Annotated in this window: 23 protein-coding genes; 21 read left to right on the forward strand and 2 right to left on the reverse strand. The window is 65.7% G+C overall.

Translation table 11 applies throughout. The features are described 5' to 3' along the window. Positions 1-2: 2 nt before the first annotated feature. From ACM1PE_RS06265 to ACM1PE_RS06300, 8 genes are all read left to right on the forward strand, one after another. Entirely contained in the window at positions 3-1,367 is a 1,365-nt protein-coding gene (locus ACM1PE_RS06265; protein WP_419342690.1) for a hypothetical protein, read from the forward strand. Then, entirely contained in the window at positions 1,354-1,851 is a 498-nt protein-coding gene (locus ACM1PE_RS06270) for a hypothetical protein (protein ID WP_059378935.1), read from the forward strand. Before ACM1PE_RS06265 ends, ACM1PE_RS06270 begins: the two co-directional genes overlap by 14 nt. Continuing rightward, entirely contained in the window at positions 1,848-3,599 is a 1,752-nt protein-coding gene (locus ACM1PE_RS06275) for an ATPase, T2SS/T4P/T4SS family (protein ID WP_419342691.1), read from the forward strand. The genes ACM1PE_RS06270 and ACM1PE_RS06275 overlap by 4 nt, the downstream gene beginning before the upstream one ends. After that, a complete protein-coding gene (locus ACM1PE_RS06280; protein WP_419342693.1) occupies positions 3,592-4,728 on the forward strand; it encodes a hypothetical protein in 1,137 nt (378 codons plus the stop codon). Before ACM1PE_RS06275 ends, ACM1PE_RS06280 begins: the two co-directional genes overlap by 8 nt. A 62-nt stretch (positions 4,729-4,790) precedes the next feature. Next, complete coding sequence (locus ACM1PE_RS06285; RefSeq protein WP_059378940.1) at positions 4,791-5,411, forward strand: type 4 pilus major pilin; 621 nt, start codon at positions 4,791-4,793, stop codon at positions 5,409-5,411. Positions 5,412-5,431: 20 nt separating this feature from the next. Beyond that, on the forward strand, positions 5,432-6,478 hold the full coding sequence (locus ACM1PE_RS06290) for a prepilin (protein WP_419342694.1): 1,047 nt from the start codon (positions 5,432-5,434) through the stop codon (positions 6,476-6,478). Between the two features lie 81 nt (positions 6,479-6,559). Beyond that, a complete protein-coding gene (gene alaS, locus ACM1PE_RS06295) occupies positions 6,560-9,184 on the forward strand; it encodes an alanine--tRNA ligase (protein WP_419342695.1) in 2,625 nt (874 codons plus the stop codon). Further along, complete coding sequence (locus ACM1PE_RS06300) at positions 9,184-9,453, forward strand: sulfurtransferase TusA family protein (protein WP_059378944.1); 270 nt, start codon at positions 9,184-9,186, stop codon at positions 9,451-9,453. The genes alaS and ACM1PE_RS06300 overlap by 1 nt, the downstream gene beginning before the upstream one ends. 76 nt (positions 9,454-9,529) lie before the next feature. On the opposite strand, the gene ACM1PE_RS06305 is transcribed toward ACM1PE_RS06300, so the two are convergent. After that, a complete protein-coding gene (locus tag ACM1PE_RS06305; protein WP_059378945.1) occupies positions 9,530-10,111 on the reverse strand; it encodes a hypothetical protein in 582 nt (193 codons plus the stop codon). A gap of 421 nt (positions 10,112-10,532) precedes the next feature. Here ACM1PE_RS06305 and rpsP point away from each other — a divergent pair, with 421 nt between their 5' ends. The 3 genes from rpsP to trmD all read left to right on the forward strand — a co-directional run bounded on the left by rpsP (position 10,533) and on the right by trmD (position 12,324). Next, entirely contained in the window at positions 10,533-10,793 is a 261-nt protein-coding gene (gene rpsP, locus ACM1PE_RS06310) for a 30S ribosomal protein S16 (RefSeq protein ID WP_054458672.1), read from the forward strand. 89 nt (positions 10,794-10,882) lie between these two features. Continuing rightward, entirely contained in the window at positions 10,883-11,500 is a 618-nt protein-coding gene (gene rimM, locus ACM1PE_RS06315; RefSeq protein ID WP_280016186.1) for a ribosome maturation factor RimM, read from the forward strand. Further along, on the forward strand, positions 11,500-12,324 hold the full coding sequence (trmD, locus tag ACM1PE_RS06320; RefSeq protein WP_059378949.1) for a tRNA (guanosine(37)-N1)-methyltransferase TrmD: 825 nt from the start codon (positions 11,500-11,502) through the stop codon (positions 12,322-12,324). Before rimM ends, trmD begins: the two co-directional genes overlap by 1 nt. A gap of 111 nt (positions 12,325-12,435) precedes the next feature. Here the strand turns inward: trmD and ACM1PE_RS06325 are convergent, their stop codons facing one another. Continuing rightward, a complete protein-coding gene (locus ACM1PE_RS06325) occupies positions 12,436-15,330 on the reverse strand; it encodes a valine--tRNA ligase (RefSeq protein WP_059378950.1) in 2,895 nt (964 codons plus the stop codon). Positions 15,331-15,671: 341 nt separating this feature from the next. Here ACM1PE_RS06325 and ndk point away from each other — a divergent pair, with 341 nt between their 5' ends. The 10 genes from ndk to hfq all read left to right on the forward strand — a co-directional run bounded on the left by ndk (position 15,672) and on the right by hfq (position 25,084). Beyond that, positions 15,672-16,097, forward strand: a complete 426-nt coding sequence (ndk, locus tag ACM1PE_RS06330; RefSeq protein ID WP_006393972.1) for a nucleoside-diphosphate kinase — start codon at positions 15,672-15,674, stop codon at positions 16,095-16,097. A gap of 44 nt (positions 16,098-16,141) precedes the next feature. Then, positions 16,142-17,296 (forward strand): 23S rRNA (adenine(2503)-C(2))-methyltransferase RlmN, encoded by a 1,155-nt coding sequence (gene rlmN, locus ACM1PE_RS06335; RefSeq protein ID WP_088139580.1) that lies wholly within the window; start codon positions 16,142-16,144, stop codon positions 17,294-17,296. Continuing rightward, the gene (locus tag ACM1PE_RS06340; RefSeq protein WP_059378951.1) at positions 17,293-17,787 is read left to right on the forward strand and encodes a helix-turn-helix domain-containing protein; all 495 of its coding nucleotides are present in this window, start codon (positions 17,293-17,295) and stop codon (positions 17,785-17,787) included. Before rlmN ends, ACM1PE_RS06340 begins: the two co-directional genes overlap by 4 nt. Positions 17,788-17,803: 16 nt before the next feature. Beyond that, positions 17,804-19,090, forward strand: coding sequence for a flavodoxin-dependent (E)-4-hydroxy-3-methylbut-2-enyl-diphosphate synthase (gene ispG / locus ACM1PE_RS06345; RefSeq protein ID WP_059378952.1), 1,287 nt, complete (start codon positions 17,804-17,806; stop codon positions 19,088-19,090). Between the two features lie 54 nt (positions 19,091-19,144). Further along, positions 19,145-20,431: a histidine--tRNA ligase gene (gene hisS, locus ACM1PE_RS06350; protein WP_419342696.1), complete on the forward strand. Its 1,287-nt coding sequence runs from the start codon at positions 19,145-19,147 to the stop codon at positions 20,429-20,431. Between the two features lie 3 nt (positions 20,432-20,434). After that, positions 20,435-21,073 (forward strand): YfgM family protein, encoded by a 639-nt coding sequence (locus ACM1PE_RS06355; RefSeq protein WP_059378955.1) that lies wholly within the window; start codon positions 20,435-20,437, stop codon positions 21,071-21,073. A gap of 5 nt (positions 21,074-21,078) precedes the next feature. Next, a complete protein-coding gene (bamB, locus tag ACM1PE_RS06360) occupies positions 21,079-22,236 on the forward strand; it encodes an outer membrane protein assembly factor BamB (RefSeq protein ID WP_059378957.1) in 1,158 nt (385 codons plus the stop codon). A gap of 25 nt (positions 22,237-22,261) precedes the next feature. Next, complete coding sequence (der, locus tag ACM1PE_RS06365) at positions 22,262-23,614, forward strand: ribosome biogenesis GTPase Der (RefSeq protein WP_059378959.1); 1,353 nt, start codon at positions 22,262-22,264, stop codon at positions 23,612-23,614. Positions 23,615-23,617: 3 nt separating this feature from the next. Beyond that, positions 23,618-24,691 carry a histidinol-phosphate transaminase gene (gene hisC / locus ACM1PE_RS06370; protein ID WP_059378960.1) on the forward strand — a complete coding sequence of 358 codons (1,074 nt, stop codon included), beginning with the start codon at positions 23,618-23,620 and terminating at the stop codon, positions 24,689-24,691. A gap of 156 nt (positions 24,692-24,847) precedes the next feature. Then, complete coding sequence (gene hfq, locus ACM1PE_RS06375) at positions 24,848-25,084, forward strand: RNA chaperone Hfq (RefSeq protein ID WP_006218585.1); 237 nt, start codon at positions 24,848-24,850, stop codon at positions 25,082-25,084. Positions 25,085-25,119 lie beyond the last annotated feature (35 nt).

Genomic DNA, 25,119 nt, shown 5'->3' on the forward strand with positions numbered 1-25,119 from the left:
GCATGGAACGCGTCCCTCCCACCTTGTTGTTCGACGTTCCAGGCACCGGCCGTACGCTGGCATTCGGCTTGCGCTGGTTCGCCCTGATCGGTTCCAACATTCCCGCGCTGGCCCGTTCGCGCGGACGCCGCTTGCGGGCCAGCCATTATGTCGTGGGCGGGGCGCCGGCCATGGTGGCCGGCTATGGCCGCATGCGCTCGCCGTGGCGCGGCGGTGCGCGGGCGGGGCGGCGCAGGCAGGGACACATCCAGGCTGCCGCGCAGTTGTACGCCTTGTTGTATCCGGACGGGGGCCATAGCCTGATCAGCCTGCCCAGCGGCGGGCATTGGCTGGTGGCGGCGCAGCGCGGCACCGTGTTGTCGCAGGCGGACCGGGTATACGCCACGCTCGACGAAGCCTTGCGTGAACAGGCGCTGTTGCGCGCCCGGCGCCCCGCCTTGCCGGCGCGGGAAGCCGACGAGGCCTGGGCCTTGCTGATGCAGGCGGCGGACCCAGCCGCGCAGCTGCTCGCCTTGTCCTCGCGTTGGGCCGAGCTGCCGCTCGCGTTCCGCCTGTTCCTTGGCTGCGTGGCGCTTGCCGCCATTGCGCCGCCAATGTGGGACGGTTTGCTCGGATTGCGGCCGGACCGCACATCGCCCGATCAGCCCGCTGCGCAGGATATCCCGCCGCAACGGGATCCGTATCTGACCCTGCTGCAAAACACCGTGGCTCATGCTCCCGCCGAGGTCACCCGCTTGCTGGACGGCTTCGGCAGGCTCCCCATGCAGGTGCGCGGCTGGGCATTGAGCCGCGCACGCTGTCTGGCCGGGGATCAGTCGTGGAACTGCTCCGCGGTCTATGTCAGGGCGCATCCGCAGGCTGCCAACGATGTGTTGCATGCGCTGCGGCCCGCGGGCTGGCAAGTGACATTCCAGCCGCTGGAGGAAGCCACGCTGTCATGGCGCATGGCGTCCTCGCCGGTGGGGCTGGCGGACCTGGTCCTGCCCACGTCGCTGCAGGTCGATACCGGGTTGATCGCGGCGTTGCAACGCATGCGGGCGGCGTTTACTTCCGTGATCCTTGCAGCCGCATTGCCGCTGCGTTTGCCGGTGCAGTCCCAACCCGCTGGTCAACGCGTCGCCGGCCTACCCGATGCAGGTCAACCCGGCGCAGGTCAACCCGGCGTCGCCATCCCGCTGCAGCCTGCCATCCGCAGCCGCGCCATCACCTTGCGGGGACCTCTGCGTTCCTTCGCGCTGCTCGACGGCGCTGTCGCGGCGGCCCGATGGTCCCGCCTGTCGCTGGACATCCAGGCGCAACCCAGGCCCACCTTGGTTTCCAGCACGCTGGTGGCCGAATTACAGGGAGAACTTTATGAACAGGAATAGGGGCGCCGTCACGCGCTCGAATCCCGTGGCAGGATTCATCGGGCGTCTGCTCTTGTCGGCCGCCTTGGTGCCGGCCGCTCACGGCCAACCGTCACCGCAAGGCGCCGACGAACCGCGGCCATGGCCAGAGACGGAAACCGTGCGCGCCTTGCTGCGCGCGGATGCTGCGGCCGCATTGGCGGACTGCCGGGTCCCCGGCCTGTGCCGTCCTGGACCCGAGTCCGTGGGGCAGGCGCCGCCGCCCGCCAGGGCATCCGACGATATCCGGGTGATGGCGATTTTCGGCCTTGCGCGACGCTTGAGCGCCGACGTCGCGGTCAATGGCGCCGTGCTCCGCTACCAGACCGGCAGGGGCGAACCCGTCGCGGGAGCCGTCGACGGCCGCGCCTACCAGCTGCTGGCGATCGATGACAGCTGCGTGAGGCTGCGCCGCGGCGATACGGAACGCACTGCCTGCGTCGATGCGGGCAGGGGGCGGCCATGACTGTGCATGCCTTGCAGCCCGTCGCGGCGCATCCGGCTGTGGTGCTTCCCATGGCAGCGGCTTGGGAGCCGCCCCAGCTGCAAACGGCCGAAGACATCGCCCGCTTGCAGCCCGCATTCGCGCGTGCGCTCGGACGCGATTTCGATCTTGCGGCGCTCGCCGGCAGGCTGTGTCCCGTGTTGCTCGAGAGCGGCGAGGCCGCCGTGTTCGCCGTAAAGGACTACACGGTGGGCGACCAGATCGACGAGGTCGAGCGCATGGTGCAGGCACGCGGTTACCGGTTGGCGCAAGTGTCCCGTTATCAGTTGCCCGCGCCGCTGCTGCTGATGATCGCGCGCGGTCAATTGGCCGCGCCAGCGCTGGCCGGGCGCGACAGGGAGCGGCGGGAAGAGCGCGTCTCGGCCCTGGCCGCCCTGTTCCAGGACATCGTGCGTTGGGGCGTGGCGCAGGGAGCGAGCGACGTGCACATCAACGTGAACCGGCGACGCGCTGCCTGCGATATCCGCTACACCATCGGCGGGGAATACGTCGGCACGGAACGCTTTGCGGGCCTGTCCAATGCGACGCTGCTGGAGGTTCTGGCGGTGGCCTGGATGGATGTCAGGGGGGGAAATGGCGCGGTGTTCGACCCCGCGCTGGAGCAGCAGGGGCGCATCGGGCTGGACATCGATGGCGTACCTATCGTGCTGCGCTGGGCCTCGCTGGCCGCCGATGCGGGGCCGTCGGTGTGCTTGCGCATATTGCGGCTGGACGCAACCGCCAATGCCGATCTGCTCGCGCTGGGCTATCTGCCCGCGCAGGTCGAAACGCTGGCGCGGGCGCGCGAGCGCGAGGGCGGGGCCATCGTGCTGGCGGGCGTGGTCGGTTCCGGCAAATCCACCACCATCGCGACGCTGATGCGCGGCATCGCGCCCACGCGCAAGGCCATCACGCTGGAAGATCCGGTCGAGTACATCATTGAGAACGCCTTGCAGAACACCCTGGGAGGCGCTCTGGCCGAATCCGCCTGGCCGGCGTTCGATGCCAAGCTCAAGACCATCAAACGCTCGGCGATGAACGATCTGCTGATCGGCGAGATCCGGGACGTCGACACCGGCCGTGCGTTCATGGATCTCGCCGGTTCGGGCGTCAGCCTGTACACCACCACCCACGCCGCTGGCGCCGTGCTGATACCCGAACGCCTGGCGTCGGATTCGATCGGCGTGTCGCGCGATTTTCTGGCGACGCCAGGCATCCTCAAGTTGTTGGTCTACCAGACCTTGCTGCCGCGTTTGTGCAGCCGCTGCTCACTGCCCGTGGACAGTCTGTGGTCCAGATCCGCCGGGGGCGGCAAGCGTCTCGAATGGCAGGCATGGTTGAAGCGGATGCGGCATGAGTTCCTGCTGGAGCCTGACACGCTCAGGGTCAGGAATGCCGCAGGCTGCAGTGCTTGCAGACGTGCGCAATTGCCTGAGTTGAACGGCATCGCAGGCCGCAGCGTGGCGGCGGAAATGCTTGAGCCCGAGCGCGTCGAAGGCTTTCTTGAAAGGGTGCGCACGCGCGACAACGTGGGGCTCAAGCGTCAGGCCGAGGCTGCCGGGCCCGCCGCCTGGCGCAACGAGGCCGCGCGCGGCGCGTTGGCGCGGGACTGCGCCCTGTACAAGGTCAGCCGCGGAGAAGTCGATCCCCGCGCGCTGCTGCGCCGCTTCGACTTTCCTGCGGTCTTGCCTGCGCAGGGCCCAGGATCTGGAGGGGGCGGCCATGGCTGAACCGCTGTCGCCGCGTTCTTTCCTCAGCCTGCCCTCCGGCCGCACCCTGTCGCTGCGCCTGGACGCGCTGCGCTTTCGTGCAGGGCGAGCGGACTATTACGAATATCTGGCCGACCTGGTCGAAGGAACACAGGGCCGCAAGAACCTGCGCGATGTCTTCGAGGATGACGCACGCCGTCATGGCGAGGATACCGTGCGGGGCCGGCTGTCGAGGCATTGGGCGGGCATGTATCTGGAGGCCGGCGGCGATCTGGGCGCCGCCTGGACGGACACGCTGCCGTCCAGCGAATGCGTGCTGCTCAGCTGCGTGCAGGAAGAGGGCGGAGATCTGTCCGCCGCGTTGCGGGACGTGGCGCGGGCCGTACGGCTGGCGTCGGATGCGTGGCTGGCGCTGGTCTCGGCCGCGGCGGCCGGCTTCGCGGCGGCAGCCGTCGCATTCGCCTTGCTGTGCGCCATTCCCTTCTTCAGCGTGCCGCGCTTGCAGCAGGTGTTCCAGGCCGTGCCGGCGGAGGAGTACGGTCGCCTGACCCGCGCGCTGTTCGCGCTGTCGCAAGGCCTGAGGCAATGGTTGGCCCTGTGGCTGGTGCTGTTGTTGGGCCTGGTCTTGCTGTGCCTGTGGTCGTTGCCGCGTTACACCGGCACCGCGCGGCCGCGGCTGGATCGCTGGCTGTTGTGGCGGCTCTACCGGGATTTCCACGCCATCCGCTTTCTTGCGTTGCTGGCCGTGCTGGTCAGGCAGCACGGCGCGGCCGACACTCGCCTCAGACGAGCCCTGGCCGTGCAGGCCCGGGATACGGCTCCCTGGATGCATGCGCATCTGCTGGACATGCTGGGGCGGATAGACGGTGGTCAGACGGGGCCGGAGATCTTCGGCACTGGGCTGCTGGACGCGGATACCTGGTGGTACATGGCCGACATGATGGACTGTCTGGGCATGGAGGCTGGGCTTGCGCAAGTACGGCTGCGCGTCGAGTCGCGCCTGCTGGCGCGGGTGCGCCGGCAGGCATCGGTGTTGCGCTGGACGTTGCTGCTCTCGTCCGTGGCCGCCGTGCTGGGTATCACGCTCTGGCATTACGCCGTGATCGACGAACTGCGCCAGGCGCTGACCAATTTTTACGCCAGCCAATAGGGGCTGCATCAGGCATGCGGCGCTTGTCCGCCTGCATGCTTTTTTTCACAAGGAGAGCAAGCATGCATCATGTCCACGCAGTCCTGCTACGCGCCAACCGGCAGCGGGGCTTTTCCCTGATGGAGGTGTCCATCGTCACCGCCATCGTCCTGCTGATCGCGATCGTCGGCATTCCGGCCATTGGCGCCTATGTCGTCGAGAACAAGGTTCCCAAGGTGGGCGAGGAACTGCAGCGTTTCATCGCCAGCATGAAGACCAATGCGCAAGGCGGCGGGGTCACGCCCTATGCCGGTCTCGACACCGGCGCCATGGCCAATGCGCTGCGGGAATCCAGCGTTTTGGCCGTCGACGGGACAGGGGGCGCGGCGCGCATCGCCCATGGCCTGGGCGGCAGCGGCGTTGGCGGCAATGGGGTGGTCGAGGTCGCCGCCGCCTCGTTCGGCAGCGCGGGGCAGGGTTCGGCGTTCTCCATCAAGCTGACCAATGTCAGCCAGGCCGCATGTCCGTCGCTGGCCTCGGTGCTGCAACGGATGTCCGAGACCATCTCGATAGGCGGCGGGGGAGGCGGCCTCAGAGTCGTGAAGGATGCGTTCGCAACGCCCAGCGTGCCCTACCGCGCGGCTTTGGCTCAGGCCCAATGCAGTCCGGGCGATGTCAACACCTTCTTGTTCGTCGCAAAATGAACCGGTCCGCGAGCTTCTTGATGGCCCGATCGCATGCTGCGGCGATGTGGCCGAGGCAGCGCGGATTCTCGCTGGCGGGCCTGGTGCTGGTGTTGGCCTTGAGCGCCATGGCGGCTATCTGGGCGTCCGGCCAGGTGGTGCAGCGGATCGAAGACGCCGCGGGCCGTGCCGCTGGCGTCTGGTTGACGCAGATCCGCCTGGCGGTGACGGAGATGCTGGCACTCCACTCCGCCACCCTTGCCAAGGGAGGCGTGCCGCGCAGCGAACAGGGGAACCCGCTGTTCGCGGATCCGCTGGCGCCCACTCTGGGCGAATTACGCGGACTGGGGCTGTTGCCCACCGATTTTCCCGACCGTTCCGCCCTGGGCTTCTCCGCGCAGATCAGGATCGCCAGGTCGCAGGCATGCCCGGGCGAACGCTGCCGCGTGGACGGACTGGTCTACAGCGCCACGCCTTTGATGAAAACGGGGACACAAACACCGGACCTGACCGGCATCGCCGCCGTGATCGATGCCGCCGGCGGCTACGGCGGGGCGGTGTGGCCGGCGGCGCCGGGACTGGTGCGCGGCGCGGCATTCAGTTTCGCCAATCCCCTGGCGTCCGGGGCGCCGGCGTACGCGCCCGGCACGCTCGCCCTGTGGGCGGGAGCCGGAACGGGCGCGCCGGATCTGGAGCGCTATGTCCGGATACGGGACACGCGCGATCCGCAGCTGCAGGGGGAATTGAGCGTCGCGGCCTCGGCTCAGGTCGGCTCGTATCTGAAGGTCGGCGCGCGCGCCAGCGCGGGGCAGCCATGCAGCGTCGCGAACGGCGCCGTGGCCACCTCGGAACAGGGGGAACTGCTGACATGCCAGTCCCGAGTCTGGGCTCCGGCCAGCGGCGGCTTTGGCGGCGCATTCAGCATTAATAGCCGGTATGGTTGTTACGATACCCGCGGCACATGGAGACCGAATCCCCGCTCCGGCGCTTGCTCCTGCCCTGCTGGCTATACGCCCATGGTAGTTTCCGAGCGGGGCGATTCGTTTGAATCCGGTGGCGTTACCACCGGCTACGTCTGCGTGCGCTAAGACTGCCGCGCCGCCTCTTTTCCTGGGATGCCCGCCAACCCTCTATAATCAAAAATTCGCCTAAATTCTGCTTCGCCCACGATGAAATCCTCCGAGATTCGCCAGCAGTTTCTGCAATTCTTCAAGTCCAAGGGACACACCATTGTTCCCTCGTCGTCGCTCGTCCCCGGCAACGACCCGACCCTGCTCTTCACCAATTCGGGCATGGTCCAGTTCAAGGACGTCTTCACGGGCAAGGAATCGCGGTCCTATACGCGTGCCACCTCGTCGCAGCGCAGCGTGCGCGCCGGCGGCAAGCACAATGACCTGGAGAACGTGGGCTATACCGCCCGCCACCATACGTTCTTCGAAATGCTGGGCAATTTCAGCTTCGGCGACTACTTCAAGCGCGACGCCATCCAGTACGCCTGGGAGCTGCTGACGCAGGTCTACAAGCTGCCCGCCGAGAAGCTCTGGGTCACGGTCTACCAGGAAGACGACGAGGCCTACGACATCTGGGCCAAGGAAGTCGGCGTGCCGGCCGAGCGCATCATCCGCATCGGCGACAACAAGGGCGCGCGCTACGCCTCGGACAACTTCTGGCAGATGGCGGACACCGGTCCTTGCGGCCCGTGCTCGGAAATCTTCTATGACCACGGTCCCGAAATCTGGGGCGGCCCCCCGGGATCGCCCGAGGAAGACGGCGACCGCTACATCGAGATCTGGAACCTGGTGTTCATGCAGTTCGAGCGCGACGCCGCCGGCAACATGCCGCGCCTGCCGCGTCCCTGTGTCGATACCGGCATGGGCCTGGAGCGCATCGCCGCCGTGCTGCAAGGCGTGCATTCCAACTACGAAATCGACCTGTTCCAGCACCTGATCGCCGCCGCCGCGCGCGAGACCGGCATCAAGAACCTGGAAGACAACTCGCTCAAGGTCATCGCCGACCACATCCGCGCCTGCTCGTTCCTGATCGTCGACGGCGTGATCCCCAGCAACGAAGGCCGCGGCTACGTGCTGCGCCGCATCGTCCGCCGCGCGCTGCGCCACGGCTACAAGCTGGGCCAGACCAAGCCGTTCTTCCATCGCCTGGTGCCGGACCTGGTCGCCGAAATGGGCGAGGCCTATCCGGAACTGGCCGCCACGGCCGACCGCGTCGCCCAGGTGCTCAAGCAGGAAGAAGAACGCTTCGGCGAAACGCTGGAACACGGCATGCGCATTCTGGATTCCGCCCTGGCCAACGTGCCCAAGGGCGGCCAACTGGACGGCACGACCCTGTTCACGCTGTACGACACCTATGGGTTCCCGGTGGACCTGACGGCCGACATCTGCCGCGAACGCGAAGTGGACGTGGACATGGCCGGCTTCGAAACCGCCATGGAGCGCCAGCGCGACCAGGCGCGCGCCGCCGGCAAGTTCAAGATGGCCGAAGGCCTGAGCTACGAAGGCGCGGACACGCGCTTCGAAGGCTACGAAAAGTTGGAACTGGATGGCGTCAAGGTCACGGCCCTGTACGTCGACGGCACGCAGGTGCAGCAGGTCAAGGCGGGCCAGAGCGCGGTCGTCGTGCTGGACGCCACGCCGTTCTACGCGGAGTCGGGCGGCCAGGTTGGCGATACCGGCCTGCTGGAAGCCGACGGCGTGCGTTTCGCCGTGGCCGACACCCTGAAGATCCAGGCTGGCGTCTTCGGCCACCACGGCGAGTTGGTGTCCGGCACGCTGTCGGTGGGCGATACGCTGCTTGCGCGCGTGGACGCGGTCCGCCGCGCCCGCACCGTGCGCAACCACTCGGCCACCCACCTGATGCACAAGGCGCTGCGCCAGGTGCTGGGCGCGCACGTGCAGCAGCGCGGCTCGCTGGTGGATCCCGACAAGACCCGCTTCGACTTCGCCCAGGACGCCCCGTTGACGGCCGAGCAGATCGCGCGCGTCGAAGCCATCGTCAACGCCGAGATCCTGGCCAACCAGCCCACCGTGGCGCAGGTCATGGGCTATGACGATGCCGTCAAGGGCGGCGCCATGGCGCTGTTCGGCGAAAAATACGGCGACACCGTCCGCGTGCTCGATATCGGCTTCTCGCGCGAACTCTGCGGCGGCACGCACGTCAGCCGCACGGGCGACATCGGCCTGTTCAAGATCGTGTCCGAAGGCGGCGTGGCCGCGGGCGTGCGCCGCGTCGAAGCCATCACTGGCGACAACGCGCTGGCCTGGGTGCAAAACCAGAATGCCTTGTTGACCCAGGTTGCCGGTATGCTGCGCAGCACGCCGGCGGATCTGCCGGCGCGCATCGCGCAGGTGCAGGAGCAGGTCAAGAGCCTCGAAAAGGATCTGGAACAGTCGCGCAACAAGCTTGCAGCCAGCGCCGGCAACGACCTGGCAACCAGCGCCGCGGTCGAGGTCAAGGGCATCAAGGTCCTGGCCGCCAGCATCGGCGACGTGGATCCCAAGGCCTTGCGCGGCATGGTCGACAATCTCAAGGACCGCCTGAAGCCCGCAGTCGTGCTGCTGGCCACCGGTTCGGCCGACGGCAAGATCAGCGTGGTGGGCGGCGTCACCGCCGACCTGACCGGCCGCGTCAAGGCGGGCGATCTGGTTGGCTTCGTCGCGGCCCAGGTGGGCGGCAAGGGCGGCGGCCGTCCCGACATGGCCATGGGCGGCGGCACCGACCTGGCTGCCTTGCCCGCGGCGATCGCCAGCGTGCAGAAGTGGGTGGATGAGCGTCTGTGATGAGCGGGGCGGATACCAGTCTTGATGGCGGCGCGCAGGCGCCGTCCTTCGAGCAGGAGGTCGATGCCAGCGGCTTGACCTGCCCGCTGCCCATCCTGCGTGCCAAGAAGGCCTTGGCGCAGATGGCCAGCGGCGAAGTGCTGCGCGTCATCACCACGGATCGCAACGCGGTCCGCGACTTCCAGGCTTTCGCCCGTCAGACTGGCAATGCGCTGGTCGCGCAGCAGGAGATCGACGGCCGCGGGGTGCATTTCCTGCGGCGGCGCTGATCCGCTTGCCGGCTGTATTCGCCAAGTAAGAGGGCCCGCCGCAAGGCGGGCCCTCTTACTTGGGGCGAGCCCGAGGTTACTTGCGGATGGCGGCGGCCACTGCCCGGGTGATCGTGAAGTCAACCAGATCGCCTTCCTTCAATTGCTGCAGGCGCGCCTGCAGGGCGGGATCCTGGACCTGGATGGTGCGCATGCCGCCTTGCGGCCCCTTCAGTGTCACCAGATTGGCGCTCTTGTTGATGTGCCAGATCTCGGCGGTGATGGTGGTCTGGCTTCCGGCCGCGCCGCCAGGCATGGCTCCCTTGGCGCTGCGGGTTGCCGCAGTTTCGGTTTTCACTTCCGGAATGCCGGAGCCGGCCGGGCGTACGTCGACCGCCACCGACTCGTAGTAGTCGAGCGTCAGCGTGTCGCCAGGCTTGATCTGCTGGAAGTTGCGGACATTGGGACCCGCCTGGATGTCCACGCTATTGCCGTTTTCGCCTTGCAGCGTGATGGTCCGGGTGGCCGGATCCACTGCAGTGACCTTGCCGGAGGCGGTCGTCAGGGCAGCGCCCACGACTCGGGCCGAGGCGGCCAGCGGCATGGCCAACGTACCCGCCAGCAAGCCCGCCAAGGCCAGGCGCGCAACAGGGGTGAAGACTGATTTCTGGTTCTTCATGGTGGTGCACCCTCCGGTTAGAGGAAGTTGGGGAAAAAACGCCGAAAAAGTGGGGGCAGGCGGCCGAAGGGCCGCTCTCACGGAGATGGCTTGAAGCGGGTGCGGTGGCGGCGCCGTGGACAGGCGGCAGGGAGGATCGAAGCGCGGGGTCTTGCGTAGGTCGACATAAAACCGATCTCCTCAATCGGGTTATTTCTTCACACGCACTGAGTTCTGACGCACTAAGACAAGCACGAGAGGGGCGGGGCGGCTACACTTCGGATTGCGGCGCGGGCCCCGGCCCGTGTTTGTAGAATACCCGGATGTGGTGTTTTAGGATACAAATCGCGCCGCTACGCACAATTCAGCACTGCCATTTGCCAGCAGGCGTGTTTAAGTGCTAGAATTTCCCGTTTTTCACAACTAATTCAAGGGATTACCTATGGTGGTGATTCGCCTGGCCCGCGGTGGGTCCAAGAAGCGTCCGTTTTACAACCTGGTGGCCACCGATTCGCGTAACCGTCGCGACGGCCGTTTCATCGAGCGCGTGGGTTTCTACAACCCCGTAGCCAGCGAAGGCACGGAAGCCCTGCGCATTGCGCTGGATCGCGTGCAGCACTGGACCAGCAACGGCGCCCAACTGTCGCCCGCTGTCGAGCGTCTGGTCAAAGAGTACTCGGCCAAGGTTTCCGCCGCGGCTTAATTGCCCGCGTCGCAGACCAAGCCCTGAGCTTTACCGCGCTTTAAAAGCTGCCATTCATAGCTGCTTCATAGTTACCAAGAGCACGATACATGCCTGATGCCGCAACCTCCAACGCGGCGCCGACGGATTTGATCGAGCTGGGCCGCATCAGTGCAGCCTACGGTGTGAAAGGCTGGGTCAAGGTGCAGCCACATTCGGCCAATGCCGAAGTGCTGCTCTCAGCATCTCAATGGTGGTTGACTCGCCCTGTGCCTGAATTGGCGCGGGGCGTTGTCGCGTCTGCGCCTGTCGCATACAAGGTCGTGCAAGTCCGTTCGCAAGGGGCCACCGTGGTGGCTCAATTGGCGGGCATTGCGGATCGCGACCAGGCCGAAGCCCTGCGCGGTTGTTCCGTGCAGGCGCCGCGGGGATCTTTCCCTGCGCCCGAGGAAGACGAATACTACTGGGTCGATCTCATCGGTTGCGCGCTGTATACCAGCGCCGACGGTGAGCCTGCGCTTTTGGGCGTGGTCGACGAGGTTCTCGACAACGGCGCTCATGCCGTGCTGAGGGTCTTGCGCCAGAAGGCAGGGGCCGCTGGCCCCGAGCCCGTCCTGAACGCCAAGGGTCGGCCCGCCGAAATGCTTGTTCCGTTCGTGCGCGCGCACATACACGCCGTCGATCTGTCAGCTCGCCGCATAGACAGCGACTGGCCGGCGGATACTTGATGCGTATAGACGTCGTTACGCTCTTTCCCGAAATGTTCGGGGTGGTGCGGGACCTGGGTGTCACCGGCCGGGCGCATGCCCAGGGCCGGTGGTCCCTGCATGCCTGGAATCCCCGTGATTTCACGCATGACGTGCACCGTACCGTGGACGACCGCCCGTACGGCGGCGGCCCCGGAATGGTGATGATGGCGGGGCCTCTGGAAGCCGCCGTCAACGCCGCCCAGGACGCGCGCGCTGCGCTTGGCCTGGGCCGCGCCCCTGTCGCGCTGCTGGCTCCGGTCGGCCGGCGCTACGATCAGGCGGGCGCCGAATCCCTGGCTGCAAGCGAAGGTCTCATCCTCATTTGCGGCCGCTACGAAGGCGTGGACCAGCGTTTCATTGCGCGCTGCGTCACGCAGGAAATCTCGCTGGGCGATTTTGTGCTGTCCGGCGGAGAGATCGCGGCGCTCGCCGTGATCGACGCCGCCGTGCGGTTGTTGCCCGGCGTACTCAACGATGGCGAATCCGCGCTGCAGGATTCATTCAACGACGCCTTGTCCGGCCTGCTGGATAGTCCGCACTACACGCGCCCCGAGGTCTACGAAGGCGAGCCGGTGCCCGCGCCCTTGCTTAGCGGGCATCACGCAAACATCGCCCGCTGGCGGCGTGAGCGTTCGCTGGAGCTGACTGCTGCCCGGCGTCCGGAATTGATCGAGGCTGCTCGCGCAAAAGGGGCGTTGACCCCGGGCGACGAACGCTATCTGGCCGAATTGGCGGGCACTCCGCTGCCGGAGCCTGCCAGGCGGCGCCGGACCTCCCGTCCCAAGCCGCCCAAGACTTCCTGAGAGATCTATCAGCCGCTGCCGGCTATGCCTGCGTCTGGCGCATCTTGCCGCGGCGCGCAAATAAAAAACCCCGGAACCAGGTTCCGGGGTTTTTGTTTTTAGCGCGAGGGCTTAGTTGCCCAGCTTGGCGCGCTGTTCGCGCACCTTGTCCAGGGTCTCGCCGAATTGCGCCATGCGCGCCTTTTCCTGCTCGACCACGGCGGCAGGCGCGCGCTCGACGAAGCTGGCGTTCGACAGCTTGCCGTTGGCCTTGGCGATTTCGCCTTCCAGGCGCGCGATTTCCTTGTCCAGGCGCACGCGTTCCGCTGCCACGTCGATTTCGACGTGCAGCATCAGGCGGCTGCCGCCAACGACCTGGACCGGCGCGCCGGCGTCGGGCAGGGCGTCGAGCACCTCGACCTGGCTCAGCTTGGCCAGGGCGGCCAGGTACGGCGCGTTGCGGGTGAGGGTGGGCGCATCGCCCTGGGCGCACAGCGGCACCTTCTGGGCAGGCGACAGGTTCATTTCGCCGCGCAGCGCGCGCACGGCTTCGACCTGTGCCTTCAGTTCGGCGACGTCGGCTTCGGCAGCGGTGTCGACCGCGTCGGGGTTGGCTTGCGGATAGGGCTGGACGCTGACGCTGTCAGCGACGCCTTCCTTGCGCTTGCCAGCCACCAGCGACACCTTTTGCCAGAGCTCTTCCGTGATGAACGGAATGATCGGGTGCGCCAGGCGCAGCACGCCTTCCAGCACGCGGATCAGCGTGCGGCGCGTGCCCAGTTGCTGGGCCGGCGTGCCGGTCTGGATCTGGACCTTGGCCAGTTCCAGGTACCAGTCGCAGTACTCGTCCCACACGTAGCGGTAGAGCGAGTTGGCGATGTTGTCGAAGCGGTAGTCGGCAAAGCCGCGCGCCACGTCGGCTTCCAGCGTCTGCAGCTGGCTGACGATCCAGCGGTCCACAAAGGATGTTTCGCCGGTTTCCGGGCCGGTCAGGTCGTGGCCTTCGGTGTTCATCAGCACAAAGCGCGTGGCGTTCCACAGCTTGTTGCAGAAGTTGCGGTAGCCCTCGCAGCGCTTCAGGTCGAAGTTGATGTTGCGGCCCAGCGTGGCGTAGGCCGCCATGGTGAAACGCAACGCATCGGTGCCGAAGGCCGGGATGCCGTCCGGATACTGGCGGCGCGTGGCTTTCTCGATGGCGCCGGCCTGCTTCGGATTCATCAGGCCGTAGGTGCGCTTGACCACCAGGCCGTCCAGGTCGATGCCGTCGATCAGGTCGACCGGATCCAGCGTGTTGCCCTTGGATTTACTCATCTTCTGGCCGTCCGCGTCGCGGATCAGGCCGTGCACATAGACGTGCTTGAACGGGATGTGGCCGGTCAGGTGGGTGGTCAGCATGACCATGCGCGCCACCCAGAAGAAGATGATGTCAAAGCCCGTGACCAGCACGCTGGACGGCAGGTAGCGTTGCAGGTCCGGGGTGTTTTCCGGCCAGCCCAGCGTGGTGAAGGGGACCAGGCCGGACGAGAACCAGGTGTCCAGCACGTCGGGGTCGCGCTTGAGCTCGCCGGTCACGCCGGCCGCGCGGGCCTGCGCCGTGGCTTCGGCTTCGTCGTGCGCGACGAAGATCTGGCCGTCTTCCGAGTACCAGGCCGGGATCTGGTGGCCCCACCAGAGCTGGCGCGAAATGCACCAGTCCTGGATGTTGTTCAGCCACTGATTGTAGATGGTGGTCCAGTTGTCCGGATAGAACTGGATGCGGCCGTCGGCCACGACTTCCAGCGCGACTTCGGTGATGCTCTTGCCCGGATTCAGCGTGCCTTCGGGGGCGGGCTTGCTCATCGCCACGAACCATTGGTCGGTCAGCATCGGCTCCAGCACGACGCCGGTGCGGTCGCCCTTGGGCTGCATCATCTTGTGCGCCTCGACCTTGACCAGATAGCCTTCGGCTTCCAGTTGCGCGACCACGGCCTTGCGGGCCTCGTAGCGTTCCATGCCCTGGAACTGCGCGGGACCGTTCTCGTTGATGTGGGCGTCCAGCGTGAAGATCACGATCATGGGCAGATCGTGGCGCAGCGCGCAGGCGTAATCGTTGAAATCGTGGGCGCCGGTGATCTTGACGCAGCCCGTGCCGAATTCAGGATCGACGAAATCGTCGGCGATGATGGGAATGTTGCGGTCGCACAGGGGCAGTTCGACCAGTTTGCCGACCAGGTGCTTGTAGCGCGGATCGTCGGGATGCACGCAGAGCGCGCCGTCGGCCAGCATGGTCTCGGGGCGCGTGGTGGCAATGGTCAGGCCGCGCAGCGTGACGCTCTGGCCGTCTTTATCGGTGATGGTCTGGGGGCCATCGACGAACGGGTAGAGGATGTGCCACATGTGGCCGTCGGTTTCCTCGGAAACGACTTCCAGGTCGGACACGGCGGTCAGCAGCTTCGGATCCCAGTTGACCAGGCGCTTGCCACGGTAGATCAGTCCCTGTTTATGCAGGCGCACGAAGGTTTCCACCACGCCGCGCGACATGCGGTCGTCCATGGTGAAGTACTCGCGCGGCCAGTCGGCCGAGGCGCCCAGGCGGCGCACCTGCCCGGTAATGGCGTTGCCCGACTTTTCCTTCCATTCCCACACTTTTTCCACGAATTTCTCGCGGCCGAGGTCATGGCGGGAAACCTTATCGGCGTCCAGCTGTCTTTCAACCACGATCTGCGTGGCGATGCCGGCGTGGTCGGTGCCGGGGATGAATACGGTGTCATCGCCCAGCATCCGGTGGTAGCGGACCAGGCCGTCCATGATGGTCTGGTTGAAGGCGTGGCCCATGTGCAGGGTGCCCGTCACGTTGGGCGGCGGGAACTGGATGACGTAGGGCTGGCTTTCAGTCCCCGTTTTTACATGCTGACCCGCCTGGAAGTACCCGCGCTTGTCCCACTCGGCGTACCAGCGGGATTCCAGCGCGGAGGGTTCGAAGCTCTTGGAGAGTTCCTGGGAGTCGCTCGCGGCGTTCGCGGCGTTCGGGGGAGCAGCTTGAGTCATTGCAGGGTTCCGGCAAACAGGGGCGCCCGGGCTAGGGACGCGGACGGCAAACCGCACATTTTAAGATGTAATGCGGTCTTCTCAGCGTGTTAGAATACCGGGTTACTGTAAACCTTTTAGAAGTCCCTGAATTCATTGAGGATTCCGGGTGAGTCCGACAGGTAGGCAGTGTCGAATCCCTGCCTTGGACCAGTGGTTCGGGCCGGCCCGAAACATGCATTCGTTTCGGACCGCCCGTGCGCCAACAGCGCGATGACGCTTCAAGGGTGACACCGACAAGCGCAGATCCACGCCAGGCAATTCATCAGAAACCAAGTCAGAAATCAGTTTTCGGAGTTCTTATGTCCATTCAACGCACCCTCTCGATCATCAAGCCCGACGCCGTCGCCAAGAACGTCATCGGCCAGATCGTCGGCCGTTTCGAACAAGCCGGCCTGAAGGTCATCGCCGCCCGCCTGGCCCAGCTGTCGCGCGCCGACGCCGAGCGTTTCTACGCCGTGCACAAGGAACGCCCCTTCTTCAAGGACCTGGTCGACTTCATGATCTCCGGCCCGGTGTTCGTGCAAGTGCTGGAAGGTGAAGACGCCATCCTGAAGAACCGCGACCTGATGGGCGCCACGGACCCCAAGAAGGCGGCTCCTGGCACCATCCGCGCCGACTTCGCCGACAGCATCGACGCCAACGCCGTGCACGGTTCCGACGCTCCGGAAACGGCCGCTGTCGAAGTCGCTTTCTTCTTCCCCGAAATCAACATCCACAGCCGTTGATTTTTGCGGAACATCTGTTCTAGCTTTTGAGTTTTACCCAGGTCATGGAATCCGTCGAACGAATCAATCTGCTGGGGCTTGACGGCTCCGCCCTGTCCGAACTCGTCGGAAAGTGGGGCGGCAAGCCGTTTCGGGCTCGCCAGTTGCAGCGCTGGATGCACCAGCGCGGCGCCGATTCGTTCGACGCCATGACCGACCTGGCCCGCGATTTCCGCGGCCAGCTTGCGCAGCATTGCCGCATCGAGGCTTTGCCCGTCAACATCGAGCAGCGCTCGACCGACGGCACCCGCAAGTGGCTGTTCGACGTGGGGCAGGGCAATGCCATCGAGACCGTCTTCATTCCCGAAGACGACCGCGGCACGCTATGCATTTCCAGCCAGGCCGGATGCGTGGTGAACTGCCGCTTCTGCTCGACTGGACACCAAGGTTTCAACCGCAACCTGAAGACCAGCGAGATCATCGGCCAGCTGTGGTGGGCCAAGCGCGTGCTGGAGGCCGACATCGGCACCGCCCGCCTGGAAAGCGCCCGCGCCACCGAAGACACTCGCGTCATCAGCAACGTGGTCATGATGGGCATGGGCGAACCCCTGCTCAACTACGACCAGGTCCTGCCCGCCTTGCGCCTGATGCTGGACGACAACGCCTACGGCCTGTCGCGCCGCCGCGTCACGGTGTCCACCTCCGGCGTGGTCCCCATGATGGACCGCCTGTCGCAGGACTGTCCCGTGGCCCTGGCCGTGTCCTTGCATGCGCCGAACGACGCATTGCGCGACGAGCTGGTGCCGCTGAACAAGAAGTACCCGTTGAAGGAATTGCTGGCGGCCTGCGAACGTTATCTGGCGTTTGCCCCGCGCGACTTCATCACTTTTGAATACTGCATGCTGGACGGCATCAACGATACCGACCAGCACGCCAAGGAACTGATCCAAATTGCACGCCAGCTGCGCTGCAAGCTCAATCTGATCCCGTTCAACCCCTTTCCCGAGTCCGGCCTGAAGCGTTCGAACTCGGCGCGGGTGAAGGTGTTTGCCCAGCGTCTGATGGACGCCGGCATCATCACCACCGTCCGCAAGACCCGGGGCGACGATATCGATGCGGCCTGTGGCCAACTGGCCGGAGAAGTGCGCGACCGTACCCGTATCACCGAACGGAACGCCGCACAGCGCCAGACCATACCAATTAAACAGGTGCACGCATGACGCAGGATTTCGCTTCTGCAGTTTCAGAAACGCCCGCCGGCGCTGTGGGTGGCATCGGCTCGGCATTGCGCGCGCTGCGCCAGTCCAAGGGCTGGTCGCTCGACGAAGTGTCCAGCCGCATCAAGTTTTCCACGAAGCAGATCGAAGCCCTGGAAAACGAGCAGTGGGCCAACCTGCCCACCGGCGTTTCGCTGCGCGGCCTGGTTCGCAACTATGCGCGCCTGCTGGGCGCGGACTCGCAGGCCATCGTCGATTCGCTCGACCCCAAGGCGCGCGTCACCGGTCCGGTGAAGCTCAGCCCCGGCGCCCTGCATTCGGCGCATTCCATTCCCCAGTCCAGCGCCGACGACGACCGTTCGTCCTCGACCTCGTGGGGCTGGCTCATCGCCATCGTGCTGGTGCTGGCCGCCGGCGTGGCGTATGCCTTCTGGCAAGGCTGGCTGCCGCAGCACTGGCTGCCGTCCGACTGGCTGCCGAAGTCGGCCAAGTAACAACCCGGTTCCACCGATGCAAGAATCTTCTCTGCCTTGCCAGGATGCCCCGCCTCCCTCCGTGGGAGCGGCTGAGCGCCGCGCCACGCGTTCGGTGGCGGTGAAGTGGGGCGATCGTGTCGTGAAAATAGGCGGCGATGCCCCGGTCGTGGTTCAGTCCATGACCAACACCGACACGGCGGACGCGATCGCCACCGCGATCCAGGTCAAGGAGCTGGCCCAGGCCGGCTCCGAGCTCGTCCGGATCACCGTGAATACGCCCGAAGCCGCGCGCGAAGTCATCGCCATCCGCGAACAGCTCGACCGCATGGGCGTGAACGTGCCGCTGGTGGGCGACTTCCACTACAACGGCCACAAGCTGCTGACGCAGTTCCCGGACTGCGCGCAAGCGCTGTCCAAGTACCGCATCAACCCTGGCAATATGGGCGGGGGCAAGCGGCGCGACGACAACTTCGCGCAGATGATCGAAGTTGCCTGCCGCTACGACAAGCCGGTGCGCATCGGCGTGAACTGGGGCAGCCTGGATCACGAGCTGATGGCGCGCAAGATGGACGAGAACAACCAGCGCGCCCAACCCTGGGAAGCGCAGGCCGTGATGCGCGACGCCCTGGTGGTGTCCGCCATCAGCAACGCGCAGCGCGCCGAAGAGCTCGGCCTGCGGCGCGACGCGATCATCCTGTCCTGCAAGGTCAGCCACGTGCAGGACCTGATCGCGGTCTATCGCGACCTGTCCGCGCGTTGCGACTATCCGCTGCATCTGGGCCTGACCGAGGCCGGCATGGGCAGCAAGGGCATTGTGGCGTCCACCGCCGCGCTGGCCGTGCTGCTGCAGCAGGGCATCGGCGACACCATCCGCATTTCGCTCACGCCCGAACCCGGCGGCGACCGCAGCCGCGAGGCCGTCGTGGCGCAGGAAATCCTGCAGACCATGGGCTTGCGCGCGTTTACGCCCATGGTCGTTGCCTGCCCTGGGTGCGGCCGCACCAGCAGCACGTTCTTCCAGGAACTAGCCGACAGCATCCAGACCTTCCTGCGCCGGCAGATGCCTGTCTGGCGCGCCCAGTACCCCGGCGTCGAAAGCATGAACGTTGCGGTCATGGGCTGTGTGGTCAACGGGCCGGGCGAAAGCCGCCATGCCGATATCGGCATCAGCCTGCCCGGCACCGGCGAAGTGCCGGCGGCGCCGGTATTCGTCGACGGCGAACGCACGGTCACGCTCAAGGGCGACCATATTGCCGAAGAGTTCCAGGCCATTGTCGAAGACTACGTCGCGCGCCGCTATGGCGCGCCCGCCTCTCATTAAAGTAAGGGTGTGGCCGCTAGCGCGCTTGCCGGCGCGCGATGCGGCATGATCAAGATGACTCAAGCTTTCCAGAAAGTCGCCGCCATCCGCGGCATGAATGATCTGTTGCCAGGGGCCAGCGCCCGCTGGGAACAATTCGAGGAAATCGTGCGCGGCTGGCTGCGCGGCTACGGCTATCGCAATGTGCGTACGCCCGTGCTTGAGCATACGCGCCTGTTCGCGCGCGGCATCGGCGAAGTGACCGACATCGTCGAAAAAGAGATGTACACCTTCACCGATGCGCTCAACGGCGAATCGCTGACCATACGTCCGGAAATGACGGCCGGCATCGTGCGCGCGTCCATCGAGCACAACCTGCTCTATGACCGTCCGCAGCGTGTCTATTCCATCGGTCCCGTGTTCCGCCACGAGCGCCCGCAACGCGGGCGCTACCGCCAGTTCCACCAGATCGACGTCGAGGCCCTGGGCTTCGCCGGTCCCGACGTGGATGCCGAACTCATCGTCATGCTGGCGCGCCTGTGGAAGCTGTTGGGCCTGACCGACGTGCGACTGGAGCTGAATTCGCTGGGCCAGCCGGCCGAACGCGCGGCTCACCGCGCCGCCCTGATCGAGCACCTGGAAAAGCACCGCGACATCCTGGACGAAGACGGCCAGCGCCGCATGTACAGCAATCCGCTGCGCGTGCTGGATACCAAGAATCCCGCCATGCAGGAAATGGCCGACAGCGCGCCGCGCCTGTTCGACTTCCTGGGGGAAGAGTCTCGTGCACACTTCGACGGCGTGTGCCAGCTGCTGGCCGACGCCGGCATCGAGTACCGCCTGAATCCGCGCCTGGTGCGCGGTCTGGACTACTACAACCTCACGGTGTTCGAGTGGGTTACCGACCGCCTCGGTTCCCAGGGCACCGTGTGCGGCGGCGGCCGCTACGACGGCCTGATCGAACTGCTGGGCGGCAAGCCCGCGCCCGCAGTGGGTTTTGCGATCGGCATGGAGCGCCTGCTGGACCTCTGGGAGCAGAGCGTGCAGGTCGAACAGCCGGCCGAGTGCGACGTCTACGTCGTCCATCAGGGCGAAGAGGCGCAGCGCCTGGCTGCGCGGGTCGGTGAAGACCTGCGCGATGCCGGCCTGTCGGTCATCGTGCATGCGGGTTCCGCAAGCTTCAAGTCGCAATTCAAGCGCGCCGATGCCAGCGGCGCCCGCGTTGCGGTTATTCTTGGCGCCGACGAAGTGGCTGCGCAGACGGCCAGCGTCAAGTTCCTGCGCGCCGAGGCGCAGGGCGAAGCGGCCCAACAGCAAGTCCCGTTGGCGGGATTGGCCGACGTATTGAATAACAAGGGTTAATGCATGGCATACGATCTCGAAGAACAGGAAAAACTCGACGCCATCAAGGCGTGGTGGGCGCGCTACGGCACCCTGGTGGTTACGCTGGTGGCGGCGGTCGCGCTGGCCTGGGGCGGCTGGTGGGGCTGGAAGGCCTACCAATCGCACCGCGCCAACCAGGCCATGGGTTACTTCGAAGCGCTGGAAGACGCGGCCCGCCTGGGCGGCGCCGATTCCTCGGTGCGTATCAAGACGGCCGCGGCCACGCTGCGCGAGCAATATCCGTCCACCGGCTACGCCGCGCGCGGTGCGCTGGTGGCGGCTCAGGCGCTGCAGGCTCAGAAGGATGACGCTGGCGCCCGCGAGCAGCTGGAATGGCTGGCCGCCCAGAGCAAGAACCCGTCCATGCAATCGGTGGCGCGCCTGCGCCTGGCCGGCATGATGCTGGACCAGAAGCAATACGATGCCGCGTTGGCACAGCTGAACAATCCGCCGGCAGCCTTCGCCGCCTTGTACGCGGATCGCCGCGGCGATATCCTCGCCGCGCAAGGCAAGCGCGAGGAAGCGCGCGCCGCCTGGCAAAGCGCCATCGATGGCCTGGGCACGGCAAATCCCCTGACCCAGGTTGTGCAACTGAAACTGGATGCCCTGAGCGGAGCGTGACTGTAATGCGTAAATTTGCACCTGGTCGTATGTGGCGTGGCGCCGTTTGCCTGGCGGGCTTGTTGGCCCTGGGCGGATGCGGCATGTTCTCCCATGATGACGGCCGCTACGATCCCGCGCCCCTGACCGAATACAAGGCCGGCATGTCCGTGCGCCAAGTCTGGAGCGTCTCGGTCGGCAGCGGCTCGGGACTGGGCTTTGCGCCCACGGTGCTGGGCGACGCCGTCTACGCCGCCACGCCCGATGGTTCGGTGGGCAAGTTCGACCTGCAGAGCGGCCGCGCCATCTGGAAAGCCAAGGTCGACGGCAAGCTGTCAGCCGGCGCCGGCAGCGATGGCACCACTACCGCCGTGGCCGCGCCGAACGGCGACGTCGTCGCCTTTGACGACACCGGCAAGGTGAAGTGGAAAGTCCGTGCCACCAGCGACGTGACCATTCCGCCCGTCGTGGGCTATGGCATCGTCGTGGTCCGCAGCGGCGACTACCGCATCCAGGCCTTCGACGCCAACAGCGGCGAACGCGTCTGGAACGTGCAGCGCCCGGGCCCCTCGCTGGCCCTGCGCAGCGTGTCGCAGATGGTCCTGGCCGAAGGCCTGGTCATTACCGGCCTGCCGGGCGGCAAACTGATGGCCATCGCGTCCAACAGTGGTAACGTGCAATGGGAAGGCACCGTGGCGACGCCGCGTGGCGCCAGCGACCTGGAGCGCCTGACCGACGTGGTCGGCGCGCCTCGTATCGCGGGCAACCTGCTTTGCGGCGTAGCTTATCAGGGACGCATCGTCTGCTTCGACGTCACCGCCGGCGGCCGCCCGTTGTGGGCCAAGGACTTCTCCAGCGTCAGCGGCCTGTCCCTGGACGAACGCTTTGCCTATGCGGCGGACCAGAACAGTGTGGTCAACGCATTTGCGCTGGATAATGGCGGCAACGTCTGGAAGCAGGCGGCATTGAAGAACCGCCAGGTCACCGCGCCCGCCATGCTGGGCGGTGCGCTGGCAGTGGGCGACCTGGAAGGCTATGTGCATTTCCTGTCGCGTAGCGACGGCAGCCTGATGGCGCGCCTGTCGGTAGGCGGCGGTCCCGTGGTGTCGCCGCCGCAGACCACCCCCCAGGGAGTGCTGATCCAGACGGGCAATGGCAACCTCGTCCTGATCGGCGCCAACTAAAACCTATAGAACAAAGCCTTACACCGTGTCTTTCAAGCCTGTCGTCGCCCTGGTCGGCCGCCCCAATGTGGGGAAGTCGACCCTATTCAACCGCCTGACGCGATCGCGCGCCGCGCTGGTGGCCGATTACTCCGGCCTGACCCGCGATCGCCATTACGGCGAGGGCAGGGTAGGCGAGATCCCCTTCATCGTCATCGATACCGGTGGTTTCGAACCCGTCGCCAAGGACGGCATCCTGCTGGAGATGGCGCGCCAGACCCGGCAGGCCATCGCCGAGGCCGATGTCGTGGTGTTCCTGGTTGATGCCCGCGCGGGCATCAACGCCCATGACCACGAAATCGCCCAGCTGCTGCGCAAATCCGGCCAGCAGCGCGTGCTGCTGGCGGTGAACAAGGCGGAAGGCATGGGCGCCAGCGGCGCCATTTCCGAGTTCCATGAACTCGGGCTGGGCCAGCCTTATCCGATTTCCGCGGCGCACGGCGACGGCATCGTCGACCTGATCGAGCTGGCGCTTCGAGATCTGGCCGAGCCGCCCGCCGAAGAAGACGCGTTCGAAGAGGCTGAGCACGATCACCGCATCAAGCTGGCCATCGTCGGCCGCCCCAACGTGGGCAAGTCCACGCTCATCAACACCTTGATGGGCGAAGAGCGCGTGATCGCGTTCGACATGCCGGGCACGACCCGCGACGCCATCGAGATCGACTTCGAGCGCGACGGCCGCCGCTACACGCTGATCGACACCGCCGGTCTGCGCAAGCGCGGCAAGGTGTTCGAGGCGGTCGAGAAGTTCTCCGTCATCAAGACGCTGCAGGCCATCGAGGCCAGCAACGTCGTGCTGCTGATGCTGGATGCGCAGACCGAAATCTCCGAGCAGGATGCGCACATCGCCGGCTTCGTGTTGGAAACGGGGCGCGCCGTGGTCGTGGCCATCAACAAATGGGACGGCCTGGACAGCGAAGCCAAGGAACGCATCGAACGCGAATTCCAGCGCAAGCTGCGCTTCCTGTCGTTCGCGCGCATGCACACCATTTCGGCGCTGCGCGGGCAGGGCGTGAAGCCTTTGCTCAAGTCGATCAACGCGGCGCACGCCGCGGCGTTCGCCAAGCTGTCCACGCCCAAGCTGACGCGCGAGCTGCAGATCGCTGTCGAGCAACAACAGCCGCCCCGCAAGGGCATCTTCCGTCCCAAGATGCGCTACGCGCACCAGGGCGGACAGAACCCGCCGCTGGTCATCATCCACGGCAACGCGCTGGACGCCATTCCGGACTCCTATCGCCGTTACCTGGAAACGCGTTTCCGTAACGCGTTCGATCTGGCCGGTACGCCGCTGCGCATCGAATTCAAGTCTTCGCACAACCCCTACACGCAGGAAAGCTGATCCATGAGCCGCTTCTGGAGTCCCGTGGTCGGGACGCTCAGTCCGTATGTTCCGGGCGAGCAGCCCAAGCTTCAGAACCTGGTCAAGTTGAACACCAACGAGCATCCGTATGGGCCGTCGCCCAAGGTGCTCGACGCGATCCGCTCTGCCTGCGACGACACGCTGAAGCTCTACCCGGACCCCTCGTCCGACCGCCTGCGGCAGACCATTGCCGGCACGGTCGGCGTGCAGCCGGGCCAGGTCTTCGTGGGCAACGGTTCCGACGAAGTGCTGGCGCATGTGTTCCTGGCGCTGCTCAAGCATGAGCGCCCGCTGCGCTTTCCGGACATCACTTACAGCTTCTATCCGGTCTATTGCGGTCTGTACGGCATCCAGTACGAAACGGTGCCGCTGACGGCGGATTTCAGGATCGCCGTCGAAGACTATCTGCCCGGCGGCAAGGGGCAGGCGGGCGCCATCATCTTCCCGAATCCCAATGCGCCCACCGGCCGCGCGCTCAGCGCGGCGGAAGTCGAGCGCATCGTGGCCGGCAATCCCGACGCGGTCGTTGTGGTGGATGAGGCCTACGTGGATTTTGGCGGAGAGTCCGTCATTCCTTTGGTGGACCGCTACGACAACCTGCTGGTCGTGCAGACGCTGTCCAAGTCGCGTTCGCTGGCGGGCTTGCGCGTCGGTTTTGCCGTAGGCAGCGCCGAGCTCATCGACGGGCTGGAGCGTGTAAAGAACAGTTTCAACTCCTACCCCATCGACCGCCTTGCCTCCGCGGGTGCGGTGGCGGCCCTGGAAGACGTGGAGTACTTTGAACGTACTCGCCAGGCCGTGATCGAAACCCGCTCGCGGATGACGGCGGGCCTGCAATCCCTGGGCTTCGAAGTGCTGCCCTCGGCCGCGAACTTCGTGTTTGCGCGGCACCCCTCAAAGGATGCCGCCGGCCTGGCCGCCGCCTTGCGCGAGCGCAGCATCATCGTGCGCCACTTCCGCCATGAACGCATCGATCAGTTTTTGCGTATTACCGTGGGCACCGATGAGCAGTGCGAACTGCTGTTGAAGGCGCTTGCGGAGGTCCTGCAGGCTTGAGCGGCAGCAGCTTTCCAGTCGGAAAACTCTGGTGTCACTTTTGCTTCCTGCCCAAGTAGCACGGGCCGGGAAAACCCTGTAGAGTACAAGTTTCGGCGTACCCCACCAGTACAGAAGTACGCCACCACTCAATAACAAACAAATGGAGCCTGGCCAATGAGCAATAAAGGGCAAACTCTGCAAGATCCGTTCCTGAACACGCTGCGCAAGGACCATGTGCCCGTGTCGATCTACTTGGTGAACGGCATCAAGCTTCAAGGGCAAATCGAATCCTTCGACCAGTACGTGGTGCTGCTGCGCAATACGGTCACGCAAATGGTCTACAAGCACGCCATTTCGACCGTCGTCCCCGCGCGTGCCGTGAATTTCCAGGTGGAAGTCCCTGCTGAGTAATCTCGCTCCAGCTTTACCTTTTATTGCCCGCCGGA

This window comes from Achromobacter sp. PD1, from assembly GCF_048541815.1.
GTDB lineage: Bacteria > Pseudomonadota > Gammaproteobacteria > Burkholderiales > Burkholderiaceae_B > Achromobacter > Achromobacter bronchisepticus_A.

What these genes read in the sequence shown, in the direction of transcription:
- ACM1PE_RS06265 (WP_419342690.1), top strand. Translation starts at nt 3, where the DNA reads ATGGAACGCGTCCCTCCCACCTTGTTGTTCGACGTTCCAGGCACCGGC.
- ACM1PE_RS06270 (WP_059378935.1), top strand. Translation starts at nt 1,354, where the DNA reads ATGAACAGGAATAGGGGCGCCGTCACGCGCTCGAATCCCGTGGCAGGA.
- ACM1PE_RS06275 (WP_419342691.1), top strand. Translation starts at nt 1,848, where the DNA reads ATGACTGTGCATGCCTTGCAGCCCGTCGCGGCGCATCCGGCTGTGGTG.
- ACM1PE_RS06280 (WP_419342693.1), top strand. Translation starts at nt 3,592, where the DNA reads ATGGCTGAACCGCTGTCGCCGCGTTCTTTCCTCAGCCTGCCCTCCGGC.
- ACM1PE_RS06285 (WP_059378940.1), top strand. Translation starts at nt 4,791, where the DNA reads ATGCATCATGTCCACGCAGTCCTGCTACGCGCCAACCGGCAGCGGGGC.
- ACM1PE_RS06290 (WP_419342694.1), top strand. Translation starts at nt 5,432, where the DNA reads ATGGCCCGATCGCATGCTGCGGCGATGTGGCCGAGGCAGCGCGGATTC.
- alaS (WP_419342695.1), top strand. Translation starts at nt 6,560, where the DNA reads ATGAAATCCTCCGAGATTCGCCAGCAGTTTCTGCAATTCTTCAAGTCC.
- ACM1PE_RS06300 (WP_059378944.1), top strand. Translation starts at nt 9,184, where the DNA reads ATGAGCGGGGCGGATACCAGTCTTGATGGCGGCGCGCAGGCGCCGTCC.
- ACM1PE_RS06305 (WP_059378945.1), bottom strand. Translation starts at nt 10,111, where the DNA reads ATGAAGAACCAGAAATCAGTCTTCACCCCTGTTGCGCGCCTGGCCTTG.
- rpsP (WP_054458672.1), top strand. Translation starts at nt 10,533, where the DNA reads ATGGTGGTGATTCGCCTGGCCCGCGGTGGGTCCAAGAAGCGTCCGTTT.
- rimM (WP_280016186.1), top strand. Translation starts at nt 10,883, where the DNA reads ATGCCTGATGCCGCAACCTCCAACGCGGCGCCGACGGATTTGATCGAG.
- trmD (WP_059378949.1), top strand. Translation starts at nt 11,500, where the DNA reads ATGCGTATAGACGTCGTTACGCTCTTTCCCGAAATGTTCGGGGTGGTG.
- ACM1PE_RS06325 (WP_059378950.1), bottom strand. Translation starts at nt 15,330, where the DNA reads ATGACTCAAGCTGCTCCCCCGAACGCCGCGAACGCCGCGAGCGACTCC.
- ndk (WP_006393972.1), top strand. Translation starts at nt 15,672, where the DNA reads ATGTCCATTCAACGCACCCTCTCGATCATCAAGCCCGACGCCGTCGCC.
- rlmN (WP_088139580.1), top strand. Translation starts at nt 16,142, where the DNA reads ATGGAATCCGTCGAACGAATCAATCTGCTGGGGCTTGACGGCTCCGCC.
- ACM1PE_RS06340 (WP_059378951.1), top strand. Translation starts at nt 17,293, where the DNA reads ATGACGCAGGATTTCGCTTCTGCAGTTTCAGAAACGCCCGCCGGCGCT.
- ispG (WP_059378952.1), top strand. Translation starts at nt 17,804, where the DNA reads ATGCAAGAATCTTCTCTGCCTTGCCAGGATGCCCCGCCTCCCTCCGTG.
- hisS (WP_419342696.1), top strand. Translation starts at nt 19,145, where the DNA reads ATGACTCAAGCTTTCCAGAAAGTCGCCGCCATCCGCGGCATGAATGAT.
- ACM1PE_RS06355 (WP_059378955.1), top strand. Translation starts at nt 20,435, where the DNA reads ATGGCATACGATCTCGAAGAACAGGAAAAACTCGACGCCATCAAGGCG.
- bamB (WP_059378957.1), top strand. Translation starts at nt 21,079, where the DNA reads ATGCGTAAATTTGCACCTGGTCGTATGTGGCGTGGCGCCGTTTGCCTG.
- hisC (WP_059378960.1), top strand. Translation starts at nt 23,618, where the DNA reads ATGAGCCGCTTCTGGAGTCCCGTGGTCGGGACGCTCAGTCCGTATGTT.
- hfq (WP_006218585.1), top strand. Translation starts at nt 24,848, where the DNA reads ATGAGCAATAAAGGGCAAACTCTGCAAGATCCGTTCCTGAACACGCTG.